The 19,717-nt window shown below is 28.0% G+C and carries 16 protein-coding genes; 9 read left to right on the plus strand and 7 right to left on the minus strand.

Annotated elements, in window-relative coordinates:
• Nucleotides 1-125: 125 nt before the first annotated feature.
• Together J5A73_RS07950 and J5A73_RS07955 are read right to left on the minus strand one after the other, a co-directional pair.
• A complete protein-coding gene (locus J5A73_RS07950) occupies nucleotides 126-2,339 on the minus strand; it encodes a bifunctional (p)ppGpp synthetase/guanosine-3',5'-bis(diphosphate) 3'-pyrophosphohydrolase (RefSeq protein ID WP_211614665.1) in 2,214 nt (737 codons plus the stop codon).
• 317 nt (nucleotides 2,340-2,656) lie between these two features.
• Nucleotides 2,657-5,068: an autotransporter outer membrane beta-barrel domain-containing protein gene (locus J5A73_RS07955; RefSeq protein WP_211614667.1), complete on the minus strand. Its 2,412-nt coding sequence runs from the start codon at nucleotides 5,066-5,068 to the stop codon at nucleotides 2,657-2,659.
• Nucleotides 5,069-5,289: 221 nt separating this feature from the next.
• On the opposite strand from J5A73_RS07955, the gene J5A73_RS07960 reads away from it, so the two are divergent.
• The 4 genes from J5A73_RS07960 (at nucleotide 5,290) to J5A73_RS07975 (ending at nucleotide 9,772) form a co-directional block, all read left to right on the plus strand.
• Nucleotides 5,290-6,327, plus strand: coding sequence for a lipopolysaccharide assembly protein LapB (locus J5A73_RS07960; RefSeq protein WP_211614669.1), 1,038 nt, complete (start codon nucleotides 5,290-5,292; stop codon nucleotides 6,325-6,327).
• Nucleotides 6,328-6,446: 119 nt separating this feature from the next.
• On the plus strand, nucleotides 6,447-7,379 hold the full coding sequence (locus J5A73_RS07965; RefSeq protein WP_211614671.1) for a dihydroorotate oxidase: 933 nt from the start codon (nucleotides 6,447-6,449) through the stop codon (nucleotides 7,377-7,379).
• 60 nt (nucleotides 7,380-7,439) lie between these two features.
• Nucleotides 7,440-9,026, plus strand: coding sequence for an ABC transporter permease subunit (locus tag J5A73_RS07970; protein WP_249069220.1), 1,587 nt, complete (start codon nucleotides 7,440-7,442; stop codon nucleotides 9,024-9,026).
• Entirely contained in the window at nucleotides 9,026-9,772 is a 747-nt protein-coding gene (locus J5A73_RS07975) for an amino acid ABC transporter ATP-binding protein (RefSeq protein WP_211614673.1), read from the plus strand. Before J5A73_RS07970 ends, J5A73_RS07975 begins: the two co-directional genes overlap by 1 nt.
• Nucleotides 9,773-9,921: 149 nt before the next feature.
• Here J5A73_RS07975 and J5A73_RS07980 read toward each other — a convergent pair whose 3' ends face one another.
• The 4 genes from J5A73_RS07980 to J5A73_RS07995 form a co-directional block, all read right to left on the minus strand.
• Nucleotides 9,922-11,232: a HAMP domain-containing sensor histidine kinase gene (locus J5A73_RS07980; protein ID WP_211614674.1), complete on the minus strand. Its 1,311-nt coding sequence runs from the start codon at nucleotides 11,230-11,232 to the stop codon at nucleotides 9,922-9,924.
• A complete protein-coding gene (locus J5A73_RS07985; RefSeq protein WP_211614675.1) occupies nucleotides 11,229-11,876 on the minus strand; it encodes a response regulator transcription factor in 648 nt (215 codons plus the stop codon). Before J5A73_RS07985 ends, J5A73_RS07980 begins: the two co-directional genes overlap by 4 nt.
• A gap of 335 nt (nucleotides 11,877-12,211) precedes the next feature.
• Nucleotides 12,212-13,228 carry a biotin synthase BioB gene (gene bioB / locus J5A73_RS07990; RefSeq protein WP_211614676.1) on the minus strand — a complete coding sequence of 339 codons (1,017 nt, stop codon included), beginning with the start codon at nucleotides 13,226-13,228 and terminating at the stop codon, nucleotides 12,212-12,214.
• Nucleotides 13,229-13,349: 121 nt separating this feature from the next.
• Entirely contained in the window at nucleotides 13,350-13,925 is a 576-nt protein-coding gene (locus tag J5A73_RS07995; protein WP_211614677.1) for a biotin transporter BioY, read from the minus strand.
• 303 nt (nucleotides 13,926-14,228) lie between these two features.
• On the opposite strand from J5A73_RS07995, the gene J5A73_RS08000 reads away from it, so the two are divergent.
• The 5 genes from J5A73_RS08000 to J5A73_RS08020 all read left to right on the plus strand — a co-directional run bounded on the left by J5A73_RS08000 (nucleotide 14,229) and on the right by J5A73_RS08020 (nucleotide 19,034).
• Entirely contained in the window at nucleotides 14,229-14,918 is a 690-nt protein-coding gene (locus J5A73_RS08000; RefSeq protein WP_249069222.1) for a phosphatase PAP2 family protein, read from the plus strand.
• A 176-nt stretch (nucleotides 14,919-15,094) separates the two neighbouring features.
• Nucleotides 15,095-15,574: a hypothetical protein gene (locus J5A73_RS08005; protein WP_211614678.1), complete on the plus strand. Its 480-nt coding sequence runs from the start codon at nucleotides 15,095-15,097 to the stop codon at nucleotides 15,572-15,574.
• 51 nt (nucleotides 15,575-15,625) lie between these two features.
• Nucleotides 15,626-16,609 (plus strand): FAD:protein FMN transferase, encoded by a 984-nt coding sequence (locus J5A73_RS08010; protein ID WP_211614679.1) that lies wholly within the window; start codon nucleotides 15,626-15,628, stop codon nucleotides 16,607-16,609.
• Nucleotides 16,610-16,662: 53 nt separating this feature from the next.
• Nucleotides 16,663-17,964: an electron transport complex subunit RsxC gene (gene rsxC, locus J5A73_RS08015; protein ID WP_211614680.1), complete on the plus strand. Its 1,302-nt coding sequence runs from the start codon at nucleotides 16,663-16,665 to the stop codon at nucleotides 17,962-17,964.
• Complete coding sequence (locus J5A73_RS08020; RefSeq protein ID WP_211614681.1) at nucleotides 17,964-19,034, plus strand: RnfABCDGE type electron transport complex subunit D; 1,071 nt, start codon at nucleotides 17,964-17,966, stop codon at nucleotides 19,032-19,034. The genes rsxC and J5A73_RS08020 overlap by 1 nt, the downstream gene beginning before the upstream one ends.
• Nucleotides 19,035-19,279: 245 nt before the next feature.
• Here J5A73_RS08020 and J5A73_RS08025 read toward each other — a convergent pair whose 3' ends face one another.
• Entirely contained in the window at nucleotides 19,280-19,603 is a 324-nt protein-coding gene (locus tag J5A73_RS08025) for a hypothetical protein (RefSeq protein WP_211614682.1), read from the minus strand.
• Between the last annotated feature and the right edge of the window lie 114 nt (nucleotides 19,604-19,717).

Here is a 19,717-nt window from a genome sequence, read left to right on the forward strand (position 1 = left end):
ATATACCAATGCAAATATTATCACAAAAAATATTAATTTTTCTGCAACTCTAAAAATTAGTTTTAAAATAAAAAAAAATATAATTATTGTTATAAGCATTTTCATTTTTATTCCCCCAAAAACCTTTATTTTATTATATCAATCACATCTTTTATTGATTTCAAGTTATTTGCAAGTCTATCAAAATCTTCTCTTCCTCTTATCATTATTCCTAAATGCATAAGACAAATTTGATTTCCATTTTCTTTCAAAACATTTGTGTTGACATTCACTATTTCCATTTTATATTCGTTTAAAATTCTTATGATATCCAAAAGAAGTCCATTTCTGTCGTACGCTTTTATCGAAAAATTAAATTGATATCTTGTCGTATTTTTGCTAATTTCTTCTTCATCCCAATAAACATCAACTTCCCTATCTGGCTCAATTTCCATCAGCCTTTTAAAATTTGGACAATCTTTTCTGTGAATCGCAATTCCTCTTCCACGAGTAACATACCCGCAAATTTCATCTCCAGGAAGCGGACTGCAGCATTTTGCAAAACGGTACATCGTATTTTCTGTTCCAGAAATTTTTATTCCACCTTGACTCTTTTCCTTTCTCTTATTCCCTTTCTCCTGTTCCGCCTCCAAAACTTCTTCCAGCTTTTTCTCCTGTTTTCTCTCAAATTTTTTCAAAAATCCGTCAAGCGACAAATCTCCAGTTGCAAATTTATAAAAAAGCAATTCTTTTGAAGAAATATTAAATTTTTTCATATACAAAAATACTTTTTCTTCTTCCGCAATATCCGAAAATTTTAATCCCAATTTTTCAAATTCTTTTTCTAAAAGCTGTTCCCCTTCTTTTGATTTTTCCAAAAACTCTTTATCCTTAAACCACTTTCTAATTTTTGATTTTGAACTGTGATTATTTACCATCGCTATCCAGTCTTTTCCTGGACCTTTTGTATTTTTGGAAGTCAAAACTTCGACTTTATCTCCATTCTCTAGAGTTTGATTAAGTTGAACTATTCTGTCATTAATTTTAGCTCCAATCGTTCTATAACCGATTTGCGTGTGAATTTGAAACGCAAAATCAAGTGCAGTTGAATTTTTTGGAAGTTCAACAACATCGCCTTTCGGAGTAAAAACAAAAATTGTCTGGTTTAGCACATCTCCCGTAACTTCTTTTGCAAAACTTTTCGTCTTTTCTTTTTCATTCACTTCATTTGTACTTTTTTCAATAATTTTTTTAACAGCTGCATAATATTCTTCATTTTTAGATTTTTTATCTTTATATTTTTTATCTTTATATTTCCAGTGTGCCGCAACCCCGTCTTCAGCAATTTGGTGCATCAGTTTTGTTCTAATCTGAATTTCCACTTTTTGATTATCAGGTCCATTAACAGTTGTGTGAATCGATTGATACCCATTTATCTTAGGTGCAGCGATATAATCTTTAAATCTTCCAGGAACTGGAATAAACAAATTATGGATTATTCCAAGCGCATTGTAGCATTCGTCTTCCCGATTGACAATTATCCTGACCGCAATCAAATCATTCAAGTCAGCAAATCTCTTTTCTTTTTCAATCATTTTTCGGTAAATGCTGTAAAGATGTTTGGGTCTTCCCGTAACTTCTCCTTTTAAATTATGCTTTTCAAGTTCTTTTTCTATTTTTTCAATAACTTTTTTAGTATAATTTTCTCTCTCCTGTTTTTTTGTATTTACAAGCTCTTTAATTTCTTGATATTCTTCTGGATGTAAATATCTAAAACTTATATCTTCCAACTCTGTTTTAATCTTTGACATCCCAATTCTATGTGCAATTGTCGCAAAAATTTCAAGCGTTTCTTTAGATTTTTCAAGCTGCTTTGCTGGAGTCATGTATTTAAGTGTTCTCATATTATGAAGTCTATCAGCTAGTTTTATAATTACAACCCGAATATCTTCAGACATTGCAACGACCATTTTCCGAATATTTTCAATCTTTTTGCTATCCGTTCTCGGCAAATTTCTAAGTTTCGTCACTCCGTCAACAAGTTTTCTGACATCTGCACCAAAAATATACTCAATGTCAGGCAAGGTAATAAGCGTATCTTCCACGACATCATGAAGTATTCCAGCGACAATCGTATCCGTATCCATCTTCAAATCCACAAGAATTTCTGCCACTTCCACAGGATGTAAAATATAATTTTCTCCACTTTTTCTCTTTTGTCCAATATGCGACTCATTCGCCAAAGTAAATGCTTGAGAAATCTCTTCAGTATCAACATCCAAATTATTTTTCTTAATTCTGTCAAAAAGCTGCTCAAGCAACTCTTTTGATGTTTTATTTATCACTTTTTCCTGTTCCATATCTTCCTCCTTTTCAGGTCAAAATCAAACCTGCTTTTATTTTCTTCAATTTTACTATATATTTCAAAAAAAATCTATCTTTTTAAAAATAAAGATAGATTAAAATTTATATTAAAATATAGTTAAGTGAACTACTCTCACTTGTAGAAGAGGGAGCTTCTTGGGAAGTATCTGCTTTTGCAGATATATTTACCAAGCTCAATGGACAGTCCCTGCCCTGACTATGAATATTATACCATGTAAGAGCTGTTATTTCAAGCTATATTCTGCAATTCATCTCCCACTTATAGAAGAAGGAGACTTCTTGCTAAATATTGTTAAAAAGTATGTTTAAATCCAATAGTTCCTTTATAACCTGAACGATTTTCGTTTCCAAATGAATGTTCATATCTTGTATCTACATACAGATTACTTTTTTGTCCAACAGGAGCTTGAGCACCTATTCCTATTTCTCCCCAAGTTTTTCCATATTTTTCACTCACTTTGTCAAGTCCGATATTTGTAGCTCTATTGTTATTTTTTGTCAAGTCGTGCCACACATTTGCTACTGCATAATATGTATTTGTTCTATTTGTAACTTCTGAGTTTTTGTCGTATGAAATTCTTACTCCGGCTCTCGTTCTCAATCCATTTCTGTTATCTTGATTCACACTTCTTAAGCCATCATTAAAAGATTTTATATGCAAATGTTGATAACTCAACTGTGCTTGTGGCTCAATTGACCAACTAGTTCCATTTACACTTTTAGAAAATTTAAATGGTCTTCCAACTTCAGCTGACAGTAATAATCCATAGCCTTTCTGTTTTGCAGCATAATCATCTCTTGAATTATATTTATTTTGTAAAAATGACATCTGACCAACTAAATCATAATATGATCCATTTTGTGTATATTTGGTTTTTGTAAGTCCTAAAGAAACACTTTCAGATTTTCCTTTTCCTGTAAATTTATCATCGGAAATATATCCATTTTCTGCTCTGTATTTATCAAAAAAATCTGTATTTGCTCTATTATATGAAATATATCCTCCTAGTAAGTGAGTATTTCCTTTTGAATCTTCATTTATTTTAAAATCATGTCCTACTTGAACTCCATAAATATCACTTTCGTATTCAAATCTTTCTTTTCCTTTTTCATTTAATCCATGTCCAAAAATTCTAGTCCAAATTTGACCTTTATCTTTTGACATATTTTCTAAATTTAAAATTTGATTTTCTCCTCTTCTTTCGTGAAGAGTTCCAACAGTTTCATATCCCATTTCTAAATTAACTTTTGGCATTAAGACATACGAAGAAACTGGCTGTGCCATTATATATATTGGTTTAGAAGAAGTATTTTGTCCTCCATTTGATCCAGTTGTTGTTCCTGTTCCAGGAATTACCCCTAAATTTGCATTTCCAAGTGGCGCTATAGTCCAGTAATATTCCCAAATTCCATTAACTTGTCTACTAGTAAGCTGTGCTTCAGCTGCTCCAGTAGTTTTTGCAGTTCCAGTAAATGTTGTTGGCGATGAATTTCCAGCTACTTTTACAACAGGAACACTATTTAATCTTGTAGAAAGTTGCTGAATAGTTCCATCTATAATATTGTAATCTGCTTCATCTTCAAAAGAAGAAGGAGAAACTCTAGTGCTTCCAGATGCATTTCCAGTGATGTAGACTAAATCCGATTCAGAATTTTCTCCATTTTCTCCTCCTGGAGCATTCCAAAGAGTATTCATTATTATGTTTCCATTATTTCCATGATAATTTCCTTCAATTGTGAAAACATCTTTGTAAGAACCATTGTAAAGATTTATTTCTCCTGCATTTGTCAATGTCCCATCATTGTTAATTCCATCAGAAGTTAATTTCATAGTATATATACCAGTCTCACCATCTGATTCTGAAGGATAAAAAGTTACATCCAAAATTCCATCATTTCCAATATTTAATGAATTAATTGTTGTTGTTGTTGAACCATTTTTATAATTTTTGCTGAATGACCACTTACCCCCATCTTCCAAATTTACATTTATAACAGACTTAACTTCTTTATGCATTAATCCTGTTATACTTGTATTCCCTTTTACATTAACTGTTAATTCTGAATATTTATTATTAATTGCATCTCCTTCAACTTCTACTACCCAATTACTATTTTGTGCTATTCCAAATTCATCATCATCATTATTTGTTGTTCCTATCAGATTGAACTCTGCTCCTTTTATATTATTTCCATTTTTTGCTTCCACTTTTATTGCTGGTTCTCCAGAACTTATTGATGCATCACCTGCTTTCATATTTTTAAATGTTACTTTCTGATTCGAACCATTAATATAGTTTCCTCCTATACCCTTTACAGAGTATAAAACAATATTATCTTCACTTGAAAACTCCGCTTTATTTGTTATACCCGTTCCAAAGAACTCAGTATTTGACCCTGAAATTGTTATTAATGGTCTTGGTGTAGGAGGTGTTGTAGCCATTGTTGAAAAAACATCTCCAGCTCCTGTAAAAGTAAGTTTTTTACCATCATCAACTTTAAAAATGTTTCTAGTACCACCAGAAATATAAACTTCTCCATCTCCAGTACCAGAATTTACAATATATTCGCCATTAGCATTTGGAGTTATTGGAACAGAAAATCCCAATGCTCCTGTCATTAAAAATGTAATTAGCAATGCCTTCGTATATTTTTCTTTTCGTTTAATCATTTTTTTAAAATAGTGTTCAAACTCTTTTAACATTTGATTCCCTTCTTTCCTGTTATTTTTAATATAGTAAAATAATTGTAACATCTATTTTTAATAAAGTCAAAAAAAAAAAACTTTATAAAAATTATAATATTCATAAAAAAATATAAGTTAAAAGTTTACAAATGTTTTCTTGCATTCATTCATTAATCAGTTGCTATTCTCACTTTTTTTTGATATAATTAATCTAATATAACTTAAAACAGGTGATGATTATGGAAGGGATGAATTTGGATAATTTTGACAACAATGATTTAGGTCAAGCTTTTAACATAGGGAAAAGATGCTTTGAAAAAGGAGATTTTGTACTGGCGGAAAAATATTTGAAAAAAGCGACAAAATCTGGGAATAGAGAAGCATTTTTGCTACTTTTTGAAATATTTTTAAAAGACGATAGAACTAACATTGCGGAAAAATATTTAAAACCTCTTGCTGATGGCGGAGATTTTGAGTTTCAAAATAAGCTGGGAGAAGTTTATAGAAAAAAAGCTAATTTTGAACTTGCAGAATATTACTTCAAATTGGCGATTGGTAATGGAAATAGAAAGGCTCATTATAATTTGGGAAAACTTTACTACGAATATCAAAAAAACGATATGGCAATAGAAAATTTAAAAATTGCGGCTGATCAAGAACAAGATCAACAAGCACAAGTTTTCCTTGCAAAAATTTACAAAGATTCTGGACAAATTGACTTGGCACAGCAATATTTCAGTGCTGCAAAAGATAATGCAAAAGCTTATTATTATTTAGGAAATTTGTATGAAGAAAAAAATGAGTTACCTTTAGCTGAAAATAACTGGAAAATTGCGGCTGATGAATATGATTATAAAAAAGCTCAAAAGAAATTGGTTGATTATTACAAAGATAATTTGACACTAAGAAAGCATTATTTGTCACTACTTGCCGATAAAAATAATTTAGATGCGTTTATAAAGTTGGGAGATATTTTTACACAAGAAAAAAATTACGGACTTGCATTTTCAAATTACAACAACTTTTTTAATGCAACTTCACATTTAAAAGACAGTCCCACAGTCAATATGGACGGAATCGACAAGGAAAAGTTGCGATTTAATTACGGTAAAAGCTGCGTGTCACTTGGAAAATTTGACATTGCACAAGAATGCTTTAAAGAAAATAAATATTTATGCGAAAACGAAAATATTATCGAAGTTGCAAAACTTTACGAAGCAGCTAACCAGTTTAAAACTGCCATCGAATATTATAAATTAGCACTTCATATTCAATAATAAATAATAATATAATAAAAAAATAAAAAAAGAGAAAGCAAAAGAAAGAAAAAAATAAAAAAATTTAAATTAAATAAATAAAATTAAATAAATAAAAAAAAAGAAAGGAAACTAAATTTATGACTTCTACAAAGACAAAAATTGCAAATTTTGAATTTGATAACTGCATTATGAATGCAGCAGGAGTTTTATGCTACGACAAAGACGAGCTGACACAAATATTAAATTCTTCAGCTGGAACTTTTGTCACAAAAACAGCAACGCTAGAGCCAAGAGATGGAAATCCTGAACCTAGATACCACGTCACAAAATTAGGAAGCATTAACTCGATGGGACTTCCAAATTTAGGATTTGACTATTATTTAAATTTCTTATTGGAATTAAAGAAAACCCATCCAGAACGAACATTTTTCTTTTCACTTGTGGGAATGTCGCAAAATGACACTCACACATTGTTAAAAAAAGTTCAAGAAAGTGATTTTGACGGAATAACAGAACTTAATTTATCATGTCCAAATGTTCCTGGAAAACCACAAATAGCCTACGACTTGGAAACAACTGAAAAATTGTTGACAGACATTTTTTCATATTTTAAAAAGCCACTTGGAATAAAATTGCCACCATATTTTGATTTAGTACATTTTGACCAAGCAGCGGCAGTTTTTAACAAATTTCCATTGGCGTTTGTAAATTGTGTAAACAGCATTGGAAATGGAATTGTAATTGAAGATGAGAGTGTGGTTATAAAACCAAAAAATGGATTTGGAGGAATTGGTGGAGAATATGTAAAACCAACTGCTCTTGCAAATGTTCACGCTTTCTACCAAAGATTAAACCCAAGTATTCAAATTATTGGAACTGGAGGAATTTTATCAGGAAGAGATGCATTTGAGCATATTCTATGTGGTGCAAGTATGGTTCAAATTGGAACAACTTTACACAAAGAAGGAGCAAGTGCATTTTCAAGAATTACAAATGAATTAAAAGAAATTATGGAAGAAAAAGGATACAAAAGTATCGAAGAATTTAAAGGAAAATTGAAATATTTATAAAAAAATATATTTGCAAAAAAACATTTTAATATTTTAAAAAAATTAATTTAAGAAGGAGTATTGTTAAAGATAAAAATGAGAATGAACAAGATAAAAAGTAGATTAGTAGTATTCTTAATTTTTATGTTGACATTCGTAACAGGATATAGTGCAAGTAATGAAATTAAAGTAGGGATGGAGTGTGGATACGCTCCATTCAACTGGTTTCAAGATACGAATAAAAATGGTGCAGTTCCAACTAATGGTGGATACTGTGGTGGTTACGATGTTGAAATAGCTAAGGTTATAGCTAAAAAATTAGGGAAAAAATTAGTAATAGTAAAAACAGAATGGGATGCTTTATTAGGTCCAGCATTGACATCTGGGAAAGTTGATTTGGTAATAGCTGGTATGTCGGCAACACCTGAAAGAAAACAAAGTCTATTATTTACCAAACCATATTATGAATCAGATTTAGTAGTAGTTGTTAAGAAAAATGGAAAATATGCCAAAGCAAAATCAATCAATGATTTTTCAGGAGCTAGAATTACAGGACAGTTAAATACATTGCATTATGATGTAATTGATCAAATGAAAGGTGTTAGTAAACAGACTGCAATGGAAAGTTTTCCAGCGATGATAGTTGCTTTAAATTCTAATAAAATTGATGGATATGTGTCAGAAAGACCAGGAGCGATGGCAGCTCAATATTCAAATCCAAATTTAACATATATATCATTTGATAAAAATACAGGATTTAAGTATGAAACTTCAGAAGTAAATGTTGCGATTGGGATGAAGTTAGGGAATACAGAATTAGAAGAAAAAGTAAACAAAATACTTGATCAGGATTTAACGCCAAAAGTTAGACAAAAAATAATGGAAAAGGCAATAAAAACACAACCTGGAAATACTTCAAGATCATTTTTTGGATGGGTAGCATTCTTTATCCAAAAAAACTGGCATCAATTTGTTAAAGGGACAATTGTTACATTATTTATTTCATTGACAGGGACTGTAGTTGGATTCTTGATTGGAATGGTAGTAGCGTTGTCAAGACAAGTGGAAGCTGAAACTGATCACAGAACTTCTAAATTTAAAAAAGCTGGATTTTATATTTTAAATAAATTTTTTGCGATATATATTGCGGTGTTTAGAGGAACGCCAATGATGGTGCAATCAATGGTAATTTATTATGGATTGTCGCAAGTATTTGGATTAAATTTATCACCGATTGTAGCTGCGTTGTTTATTGTTTCGATAAATACTGGAGCTTATATGAGTGAAATTATAAGAGGTGGAATTGATTCGATTGATAAAGGGCAATTTGAAGCTGCAAAAGCAATTGGAATGACAAATTTCCAAACAATGAAGAGTATAATTTTCCCACAAATGTTTAGAAATATTTTACCAATGATTGGAAATGAATTTATTGTAAATATTAAAGATACATCTGTGTTGAATGTAATCAGTGTTACAGAATTATTCTTTATTTCAAAATCTGTTGCGGGAACATATTCGAGATATTACGAAGTGTTTATTATAACGAGTGTGATTTACTTCTTCTTAACATTTACATTGTCACTACTTCTAAAACAACTTGAGAAAAAAATAGATGGGCCTCAAACATTTGAATTTTTAGAAGAAGTTGAAGAAGGAGAAAAATAATGTCAAGTAAACAAAAAGTAATAGAAATTAAAAATATAAGAAAAGATTTTGGGAATAGAACAGTTTTAAAAGATGTAAACTTTAATGTGCACGAAGGAGAAGTTGTGAGTATCATTGGTTCTTCTGGAAGTGGAAAATCTACGCTTTTAAGATGTATAAATTTACTAGAAACGCCTACTAGTGGACAAATTTTGATTCATGGGAAAGATGTGTTGAGTGGAGATGTTCCTTTAGTTGAATTGAGAGCAAAAGTTGGAATGGTTTTTCAGCAATTTAATTTATTCAATAATTTGAGTGTTCTAGATAACTGTGTCATTGGACAAATGAAAGTTTTGAAAAGAACTAGAGAAGAAGCTGAAAAAGTTGCAAAAGAATTTTTAGGAAAAGTTGGAATGTCAAGATTTATCAATGCAAAACCAAGCCAAATTTCAGGTGGTCAAAAGCAAAGGGTCGCAATTGCAAGAGCATTGTCAATGGAGCCAGAAGTACTGTTATTTGATGAACCAACATCAGCACTAGATCCTGAAATGGTTGGAGAAGTTTTAAAAGTAATGAAAGATTTAGCTCAAAGTGGACTTACAATGATTGTTGTTACGCATGAAATGGATTTTGCTCACGATGTTTCAAGCAGAGTAGTTTTCATGGATCAAGGAATAATTTTGGAAGACGATAAGCCAGAAATTATTTTTGAAAATCCAAAACATAATAGAACGAAAGAGTTTTTATCTAGAATGTTGAAAAAATAATAAATTATTTTATATAAATAATTTCAGAGTGGTTATAGCCACTCTGTTTTTTATTTGAAAGTGTCCATAATTTTGTGTAAATTAATAGATGAATTCAGTAAATTCAATACTTTGCTATTCTGTTTATACAAAAATTTTTACACACTCTATTATTCAATTTCAATTTTTTTAAATTCCATTCTCACATCAACTCCATCTTTTCTATTTTCCAAGTAAATTTCTCCATCATTTAATAAAATAATATCTCGTATAATAGAAAGTCCAAGTCCTGCTCCTTTTTTAGCATTTTTACCTTGAAAATTTCTACTAAATATTTTTTTCTTTTCTTCTTTAGGAATTCCTTCTCCATAATTTCTTACAATAATTTCAACTACTTCACTTTCTTTCGCAATTAATTCAATATTTCCAATAGAATATTTTATGCTATTGTCAATCAATCCACGCAAAACTTCTGAAATCAAGTTTTTATCGACAAAGATGTTCGCATTGTCATCAGATTTTACTAAAATTTCCCTTTTGATATTCAAAAGTTCATAATCTTTTTTTATTTTTTCAAAAAGTTGTTTTACATCAATAACTTCTTTTTTAATAGTAATTTTTTCAAGATTGGAACTTAAAAACAGTGTATTTATAATTCTTTCAAGATTTTTTACTTCAATATCCATATTTTCAATGGCTTCTTCTAATAATTTTTCATCATCTTTCCCCCATTTTAAAACATCCAAATAACCTTTCATTATGGCAAGTGGCGTTTTTAATTCATGTGACACATCAGAAGAAAATGTCTTCTGACTTTTTATAATTTCCTCTTTTTTCTTAAAAGTTTCGTTTAATACATCAATTAATTCTCCAATTTCATCATCTCTTGTTTTTGTCAATTGTGCATCAATATTGTGTTCATTCATTTCCTTACTTTGGGAAATTATGTTTGTCAAAGGATTTAACACATTTTCAGCAACAATTTTTGAAATTACAATAATCGAAATTGTAATTAAAACAAACATTAAAAGCATAACATACAAAATTTCATGTGCTTCAATAAATTTAAAATTTCTTATTGCATAATATTTTGTATTATTCACAGTGTAAATTCTTTTGTAGACAAATCTGTCCCATTTTGTTTCAAGTTTATTCTCTTTAATTTTCTTAAAATCCGAATGATTTTCATCATCTGTCAAATAAATAAAATTCCCATTTTTTTCAACCGCAAGAGAAATATATTGTTTATCAGCATAATCGTAATTTTTGTAAGTCTCTTTCAATTTATCAGTCGGAACATTATTTAATTTTTCGATGGCAGATAAGACAAGTTTATCCATTTCTTTAGTTTCGGCTTCAACAGCTTTATGAATTAAAAATATAGTCATTCCCAAGATAATTATAAACGAGATAAAAACTAGACTCACTGTATTTGCAAAAATTATTTTATCTTTTATTTTTTTTAATTTTATTTTTTTCATATTTTTAAAATATACCCAATTCCTCTCACAGTCTTAATTTTTTCTTTTCCTAATTTTTGCCTAATTTTTTTAATCGTACTGTCAATTAGATTATCACTAGCTTCCCAGCCCCATATTTTTTCAACGATTTTATCTCGTGAAACAATTTCCTCTTTATTCTCAGTCAAAAGTTTAACCAGTTCAAATTCTGTTTTTGTCAATAAAACAGGTGTTTCTTCCAAATAAACAGAATAATTTTCCGTATTTAACTTTAAAGTTTTATAAACAATTTCAGAAATTTTCTCTTTTCTAATATTTATGTCAATTCTTGCATCAAGCTCAAGAAAATCAAAAGGTTTCGTAACATAATCACTCGCTCCAGATTTCAGTAAATCAACTTTTTCTTCAATGTTATTTTTCGCAGAAACAACGATTATTGGAACTTCTGATATTTTTCTAACATTTTTGCAAACATCATTTCCTTCCATCAAAGGCAGTCCCAAATCCAAAAGCATCAAATCATAAAAATCCCTCTTTTTATCAATTTCATTCAAAGCATCAATTCCATTTTCAATTACCGTAATTTCATGATTTTTCCGCTCCAGCTGTAATTTCAAAATTCTCGATATTTTTTTATCATCTTCAACAACTAATATCTTCCCCATTTTTCTTTTATTTTTCCTCTCCAAAATTTATTCAGTTTAAATTCATTTTAAAATTTATTTTTTATGTTAATATTACTTATCTTAAAAATATTATATCTTAATTTTAGAAAAATAAAAAGATATAAACCAAATAACTAATAATTTTTTCGTTTAAAATAGTAATTTAAAAATAAAAATGGAGCTTTTTATAAATCTCTTTTTATTTTTTTTAATTAAAAAAAAATAATAAATCCAAATATATTTGTATAAATAATTTCAGAGTGGTCATAGCCACTCTGTTTTCCTTGAAAAAAAGGTTTTTAAAAATATATAAAAATAAAAATTGCAAAAAATTTTTAAATTTTATATCCTAATTCTGTTACCATATTCTTATCTTTTTCTATTGTTGTTCCTGTAGTTGTTAAGAAATTTCCTGTAAGTGCAGAATTAATTCCACATTTTAAACCAGTTTTTACATAATTTCCTAATTTAATTCTTCCTCCAGCATATCTTAAATGAGTTTTAGGCATAATAAAACGATAAATAGATATAGTCTTTAAAATTTCTAATGGCTCTACTGCTTTATTATTCTCAAATGGAGTTCCAGGGATTGGAGTTAAAATATTTATCGGAACAGAATTGACTTTTAATTCTTTTAAATCAAATGCCATATCAATTCTATCTTCAATAGTTTCTCCTAAACCAAATATTCCTCCACTGCAAACATTTAACCCAATTGCTTTTGCATTTTTTATAGTATTAACTCTATCATCATAGGTGTGAGATGTACAGACATTAGGATAAAATCTTCTCGATGTTTCTAAATTATGATGATACATTGAAATACCTGCATTAGCCAATTTTTGTAACGCTTCTTTTGTACAGATGCCATGAGAAGCGCAAAGACTTAATTTATCAGTGTGTTCTCGTATAGATTCATAAATTTCAGCCAAGTCATTTAATTCTTTTTCATTTCCATTAAATCCTCTGCCGCTTGTCACAAGTGAAAATCTATGAGCACCTTCGTTTTCATTTCTTTCAGCTTCACGAAGTGCTGTTTCTTTTGAAATAAGACCGTATACATCTACTGCTGTTTTAAAATGAATTGATTGTGCACAGTATTTGCAATTTTCAGAGCATTTCCCAGATTTTGCGTTAATAATGGTGCATAAATCAAAATTTTCTCCACAAAATTTTTCTCTAATTTGATTCGCTGCTTCAAAAAGTATATTTAAAGTTTCCATATCATTATTAGGAATTTTTGATAAAAAGATTGCTTCTTTACGACTTATTTCATATTTTTCATTTATAATTTTATTTTTTAAATTTGATATAAATTTAACTAGTTCAATTTGATTATTATTTTTTGACATTTCGTTTTTTCCTTTCTTTTTTGTACTAAAAAAATTGTATTATTTGAAGACACAATAATATAAATAAAAAATCTCCTAAAATTTTTATAAAGGAGATTTTTCGTTCAACAAATAAAATAACTTAATTTTTATTTTTTTTTATAAATTTCCATAATCTTGGAAATAAAAGAGTTGCTACAATTGCTTTTAACATATCTCCAGGAATAAAAGGAAGTACACCAGCCATAAATACATTCTTAATAGGCACAAATAATATCAATACTAATGCACCTAATGCCAAAATAACGGCACTGGCAAGTAACAATGAAAGAAATGTCTTCACATAAGATTTTGCAATACCTTTATCAGATAAAAATCCTAAAATTACTGTAGCTGCAATATATCCTAAAATGTATCCTCCTGTTGGTGAAAACAATGAACCTGCTTTAAATCCAGCAAAAATTGGAGCTCCCAAACTACCTGCTGCAACATATGAAAGCACAGTTGCTGTTCCCAATTTTCTACCATATAATAACGCCATTAATATTACTCCAAACGATCCTAGCGAAATAGGTACGGGAGTAAAATAAAGCGGTATTATAAGTTGTGACATTATTGATAAAAATACAACTCCACTCAATACTAAAAAAGTACTCTTTAAAAATTCTTTTTCTGTTGTTTTAATTTTTATACTATTACTTAAAAAATTTTGTTTCATAAAAATACCTCCACTATTTTTAATTTTATATTATTATAACACATGTTATTTATGGCATTATAACACCTGTTATATAAAAAGTCAATAAATTTTTTTAACGAACACTTTAATATTACTAAATAATATATTAATAACCCAAGTGCACCAAAAATTAAAAATTTTTTATTCAGTTTAAATTCATTTAAAAATTTATTTTTTATGTTAATATTAATTATCTTAAAAATATTATATTTTAATTTTAGAAAAATAAAAAAACATAAATCAAATAACTAATAATTTTTTCATTTAAATAGAGAAGGAGAAGTGATACAATTGAAACTAACAAATTATATTTTTTCTGTAGATAAATTCTTTTTTAAACATTTATCATACAATTCAGATTTTAGCATTTTTAAACATTCAGAAAGTATTGAAAGATTTTTTCGTTTTATTACTAAATTTGGAGAAGGATATTTTGAATTGTTACTTACAATTGTATTGCTCTCATTCCTTTTAATCAATAAACAGAAATACAATTTTTTTAAAAAATATATTTTAGCAATAATTTTTACTTTGCTTTCCACTCAAGTTACGGTAAATGTAATGAAAGTATTGTTCGCAAGAGCAAGACCGTCGATAACTGTAAATCCTGATAAATTTTATGGAATCATGACTTTGATTAAAAATAGTTCATTTTGGAAAGGAAGTTATGTATCTTTTCCATCAGGACATACAATTACTATTTGGGGAACAATTTGGATTTTATCTTTTATTATAAAAAGTAAAGCAATAAAAATACCGTTATTCATCTTAGGAATTTTAGTAGGAGTGAGCCGTATTTATTTGGTGCATCATTGGAGCAGTGATGTTGTTGCAAGTGTTATTCTTTCATATTTTATCGCGAAATTTGTACATAAGAAAATATTTGGAAATAAAGATAAAAAAGCAAGACCAATTTTTGTTCCATATTACAGAAAACTAACTATTGGAATTTTTAAAAGAAAAATTGCCTAATTTATAATACTTTTAACTAATTTTTTCAAATTATAAAGAATTGTTTAGAAAATAAATTTTTTAAACGGTTCTTTTTTATTTTTGTATAAACAAACAAAAGAAAATAACTTAAAAAAGTTGAAACAAAGAAAAATGAGATATAATATTTTGATTTAAAAAATAGAATGGAGATAAAAATGAAAAATATAAAAAAAATAATATTATTTTTAGGAGCAATAGCACTTGTTGTGTGGGGAATTTACGCCAGACAGCAATCTAAAATTGCAGAAGTGACCACAAATAATCCTTCTGGAAATATAAATTTTTTAGGAAATAGCACAACTATTGAAAATAAATCACCTGAAAGAGCAACTTCTTCTAAAGGAAAAGATGAAAATAAAAATTTCATAAAAAAAGAAAATAAAAGAGCCGAAAGAGCTTCATCTTCTTCTAAAGTACAAAAAGAAATCAATCAAAATAATCAAAAGATTGAACAAAAAACAAAGGAAAGAGCGACTTCTTCCAAAAATGAAAATCAAAATAAAAATCCAGAAAATAAAAATAATTTAGAAATTCAAAAAGAAAATAAAGATTCTGGAAAAACAGCTAACGAAGAGAAAAAAACTAATCCAAGTGAAGTAAAAAGTTCTGAAGGAGCAACTTCTAACAAAAATTAATAAAATTTATAAAAAAATTATTAAATTATTTAAGAGAAAGAATAGACAAAAATGGAAAAAGAATATAAAGTACAAACTAGATTTTTATTTCACACAAATATTAAGATAAAAATTCCTGATAGCTTTGAAAATAAAGTTTTTGATGAACTATTTGAAATTTTGGAAGATGTGAATAAAAATTATAATTCGTATTCAAAAAATTCTTACATTGATAAAATTAATAAAAATAACGGAAAATTTGTGCAAGTGAATGAAGAAACTGTGAATTTATTGGAAAAAGTAGTACATTTTTCTGAAATTATGAATGGAGAATATGACATAACTATAATGCCACTTATAAAACTATGGGGATTTTATAAAGAAAATTCTGATAAAATTCCAGAAAATCTTGAAATTAAAAAAATAAAAAAATTGGTGGATTATAAAAAAATTATTATCGATAAAAAAAATTTAAAAGTAAAAATTGATAAAAATCAAGAAATTATAACAGGTTCTTTTATAAAAGCATATGCGATTGATAAAGCTATTCAAAAAATGAAAGAACTTAAAATTGACGACGCCATAATTAATGCTGGTGGAAGCAGTATTGCGGCTATTAACGGATGGGGAATTATTGTAGAAAATCCTGAACCTGAGAAAAAATTGTTAAAAAATGATGATGGAAAAATTTTGAAAATTACAAAAGAAAAGTATGAAGGAAATGACGAATATAATGATTTATTTGAGATAGAAATAAAAGACTTAACATATTCTACTTCAAATCAGGTAAATACATTTTTGGAAATTGATGGTGAAAAATATGGTCACATAATCAGTCCCAAAACAGGATTTCCTGCAAAAAACAAACAGATTGGAATCATTACTGAAAATGCTTTTTTTGGAGATATGATTTCAACTAGACTTTATAATCAAACTCCTAAAAATTTTCATGAAATAATAAAAAAACTTTCAAAAGAAATAAAAATTGAAGGATATTTGATTGATGAAAATGGGGAAATACATTATACTGACGGATTTTTAGAATATGTTAAATAAAAAATTTAAAAATTTTAAATTTAAATTATAAAAAAGAAAAAAATGGAGAGAAAATGAGTAAAGATATAATGAAAATTGAGTCAATGAAACATATGACAAAAGTTTTGGAAATAGAAAAATTGCAAGATCCAAAAATTTTTCATATTTATTTGGCACAGCATATCGGACAAATTTCAAAAGAAACAGTAAAAGTTGGAGATTTTGTAAAAAGATATGAAAAAATTGGGGAAATGCAAGGAAACATTTCTTCACCTGTCCACTCGCCTGTATCTGGTCAAGTTATTGACATAAAAGAAATGATTTTGCCAAATAAAAAAATGACTAGAACTGTTGTTATAAAAAATGATTTTAAAGACGAAGAAATTGAAACTGAAAAAAGAGAAATTTCAGAGTTAGAAAACTATAAAAAAGAAGAAATTCTTGAAATTATCAAAAATAGCGGAATTGTTGGAGAAGGTGGAGCACAGTTTCCCACTTATGTCAAATATGACATAAAAAATAAAAAAGTTAAAACTTTTATTATAAACGGTGCAGAATGCGAACCTTACTTGACTTCAGATTATTCCGTTATGAAAAATTTTGCAAATGACTTAATAAAAGGAATTAAAATTGTAAAATATCTAATTAATCCTAAAAATATTGTGATTGGAATTGAAGACGAAAATTTTGAATTGAAACAAATTTTGAAAAAAGCAATTTTGGAAGAAAAGATGAAAATTAAAATAAAAATACTTCCAACTTCGTATCCACAAGGAAGTGAATTACAGCTTATTGCAAAAATTACTGGAAAAAAAATAAAAAAAGGAGAACTTCCGATAAATAAAGGAGTTGTTGTAAGTAATGTAAGTACAATAAAATCAACTTATGATGCCTTTACTAATGGAATCCCGCTAGTTGAAAGAATTGTGACCATTTCTGGAGAAAATTTATCTAAAATTGGGAATTACATAATTAAAATTGGAACTCCACTTGAACATATAATTAAAACATTGAAACCAAATGAAAATTCAAAAATTATTTTTGGCGGACCTATGATGGGTCAAGAAATATTTGAGAATTCAACTGCAACTATAAAAGGAACTTCTGGAATTTTATTTTTAAAAAATGAAGGAGAAATTGAGAGAAACAACTGCATTTCATGTGGATATTGCGTGGAAGTCTGTCCAATGAATTTAATGCCTTTGGAATTTGCTGAATTTTATGAAAAAAACGAATATAAAATGATGGCAAAAGCTAATATAATGAGCTGTATCGAATGCGGTGCCTGTGAATATGCTTGTCCATCGAGAGTTCCTTTAATTGAAAGCATAAAAAATGGAAAAGAAACTTTGATAAGAATGGAGGGAAATAAATAATGGATTTTAAAAATAGTTACACGCCTTATATAAGAGTAAAAGATGATGTAAAAATAGTAATGCTTGATGTTATACTTGCTCTTTTGCCAGGAATGTTAATCGCACTTTTAGTTTATGGACTTACAGCATTTATACTCATAGCAACTTGTGTAATATCCGCAGTTTTGACAGAAATAATTTTTTCCAAAATATTTTTTAACGAAATAACTAGCATAAAAAATTTGTCGGCTGTAATTACAGGAATTTTACTGGCATTTACACTAGCGCCTTACACTCCGTTTTATGTAGCTGCATTTGGTGGCGCAATGGCTGTTATTTTTGGAAAACTAATTTTCGGCGGAATTGGAAAAAATAGATTAAATCCCGCTATTGTTGGAAGAGAATTTATGACAGTTTTTTTCCCACTTACAATGTCATCACCTGCGATATGGTTTGGAAATTCCTTAAATATTTCAGAATTAAAAATATTCTCTTTTATAAATAACAACGATTTTACAAATTATTTGGATAAAATCCTGCTAAATCCAACAGGTGCGTTAGGAGAAGTTTCAGTTTTGGCACTTATTGCTGGAGGAATTTATTTGCTTTTAAAAAATAGAATTTCTTGGCATATTCCAACGGCTTTATTTTCCACAGTTTTTATAGTTTCACTTTTTGTAAAAGAAGCTGAGATTTCAATAGGAGGACTTATGCTCGCAGGAATTTTTATGGCTACAGACATGCCGACAAGTCCAACATATTCATGGGGAAAATTTTACTACGGAGTTATGATAGGACTTACAATGGCTATTTTCTGGAAACTTGGGATTCAGTTTGAAGCATTGTCATATTCAATAATTATTTTAAACATTTTTTCAAAAAAGATCAATAAAGTTTTCAGACCAGTTGTTTTTGGTTATAAATTAAATTTAATAAAAAAAATATTTGGAATTTTAAGAATTTCGTTATTAATATTTGTTTTCGATGTAATCTGGACATTTTTACACAGATTTGAATTAATTCCTTATGCTGTATTTATCTATATTATTGTAACAACTATAAAACTTATTAGTTCAAAAAAAATAATCTAAATAAAATAAAATAAAAAAAGTGCAATTTTTTTTGTATAAATAACTAGAGAATCCTTATATTACTAGATTTGTATATGCATTTACATAAAATTATGGATCTTCTCAAAATAAAAAATAAAAAGGACTGATTTATATTTCAATCCTTTTTTATTTTATTTTTTACTTTTTTTCGTTTCTTTTTCATTGTTTTATTTTATTTCGTTTTATTTTTTTAATTTAAATTTTCATAATTAATCAAATTTTATCTATTGATTATTTCTGTTACGAAGACCTTCTTGAGTTTCTTTTAAGTTTACTTCTGGCGAATTATCTTCAACTTTTTTCTTTTTAATTGCTTCATCTATTCCAGCTCTGTTGACATTTTTGTCTTTTTTGTCTTTTTTGTCTTTACCTTTTTTCTCAATTTTTTGAAAAATGTCATCTGTACCTTGTCTGTCAGTTGTTTCTTTGTTATCTTTTTTAACTATATTTGAAATTCTTTTTCCCAATCTTTTTAATCTTCTTGAAGATGAAAAACTTAATGCTGATCCCATAACTAAGAATACCAATATATATTTTTTTAATTTCATTTTTATTTCTCCTTTTCTTTTTTTATTTTTTTCTTTTTATTTTTCTTTTTTTCTCTCTTTCTTAAGTTAAGTAAGTATACTCCTAATTTCTTTTTTTTAATTTATAAAAAACTT

Origin of the sequence: Leptotrichia sp. oral taxon 218 (assembly GCF_018128225.1) — a bacterium.
GTDB lineage: Bacteria > Fusobacteriota > Fusobacteriia > Fusobacteriales > Leptotrichiaceae > Leptotrichia.

Coding starts and splice junctions, on each gene's coding strand:
- J5A73_RS07975 (WP_211614673.1), top strand. CDS start 9,026: ATGTCAAGTAAACAAAAAGTAATAGAAATTAAAAATATAAGAAAAGAT.
- J5A73_RS07995 (WP_211614677.1), bottom strand. CDS start 13,925: ATGAAACAAAATTTTTTAAGTAATAGTATAAAAATTAAAACAACAGAA.
- J5A73_RS07955 (WP_211614667.1), bottom strand. CDS start 5,068: ATGTTAAAAGAGTTTGAACACTATTTTAAAAAAATGATTAAACGAAAA.
- rsxC (WP_211614680.1), top strand. CDS start 16,663: ATGAGTAAAGATATAATGAAAATTGAGTCAATGAAACATATGACAAAA.
- J5A73_RS08020 (WP_211614681.1), top strand. CDS start 17,964: ATGGATTTTAAAAATAGTTACACGCCTTATATAAGAGTAAAAGATGAT.
- J5A73_RS07980 (WP_211614674.1), bottom strand. CDS start 11,232: ATGAAAAAAATAAAATTAAAAAAAATAAAAGATAAAATAATTTTTGCA.
- J5A73_RS08025 (WP_211614682.1), bottom strand. CDS start 19,603: ATGAAATTAAAAAAATATATATTGGTATTCTTAGTTATGGGATCAGCA.
- J5A73_RS07950 (WP_211614665.1), bottom strand. CDS start 2,339: ATGGAACAGGAAAAAGTGATAAATAAAACATCAAAAGAGTTGCTTGAG.
- J5A73_RS07960 (WP_211614669.1), top strand. CDS start 5,290: ATGGAAGGGATGAATTTGGATAATTTTGACAACAATGATTTAGGTCAA.
- J5A73_RS07985 (WP_211614675.1), bottom strand. CDS start 11,876: ATGGGGAAGATATTAGTTGTTGAAGATGATAAAAAAATATCGAGAATT.
- J5A73_RS08010 (WP_211614679.1), top strand. CDS start 15,626: ATGGAAAAAGAATATAAAGTACAAACTAGATTTTTATTTCACACAAAT.
- J5A73_RS08005 (WP_211614678.1), top strand. CDS start 15,095: ATGAAAAATATAAAAAAAATAATATTATTTTTAGGAGCAATAGCACTT.
- J5A73_RS07965 (WP_211614671.1), top strand. CDS start 6,447: ATGACTTCTACAAAGACAAAAATTGCAAATTTTGAATTTGATAACTGC.
- bioB (WP_211614676.1), bottom strand. CDS start 13,228: ATGTCAAAAAATAATAATCAAATTGAACTAGTTAAATTTATATCAAAT.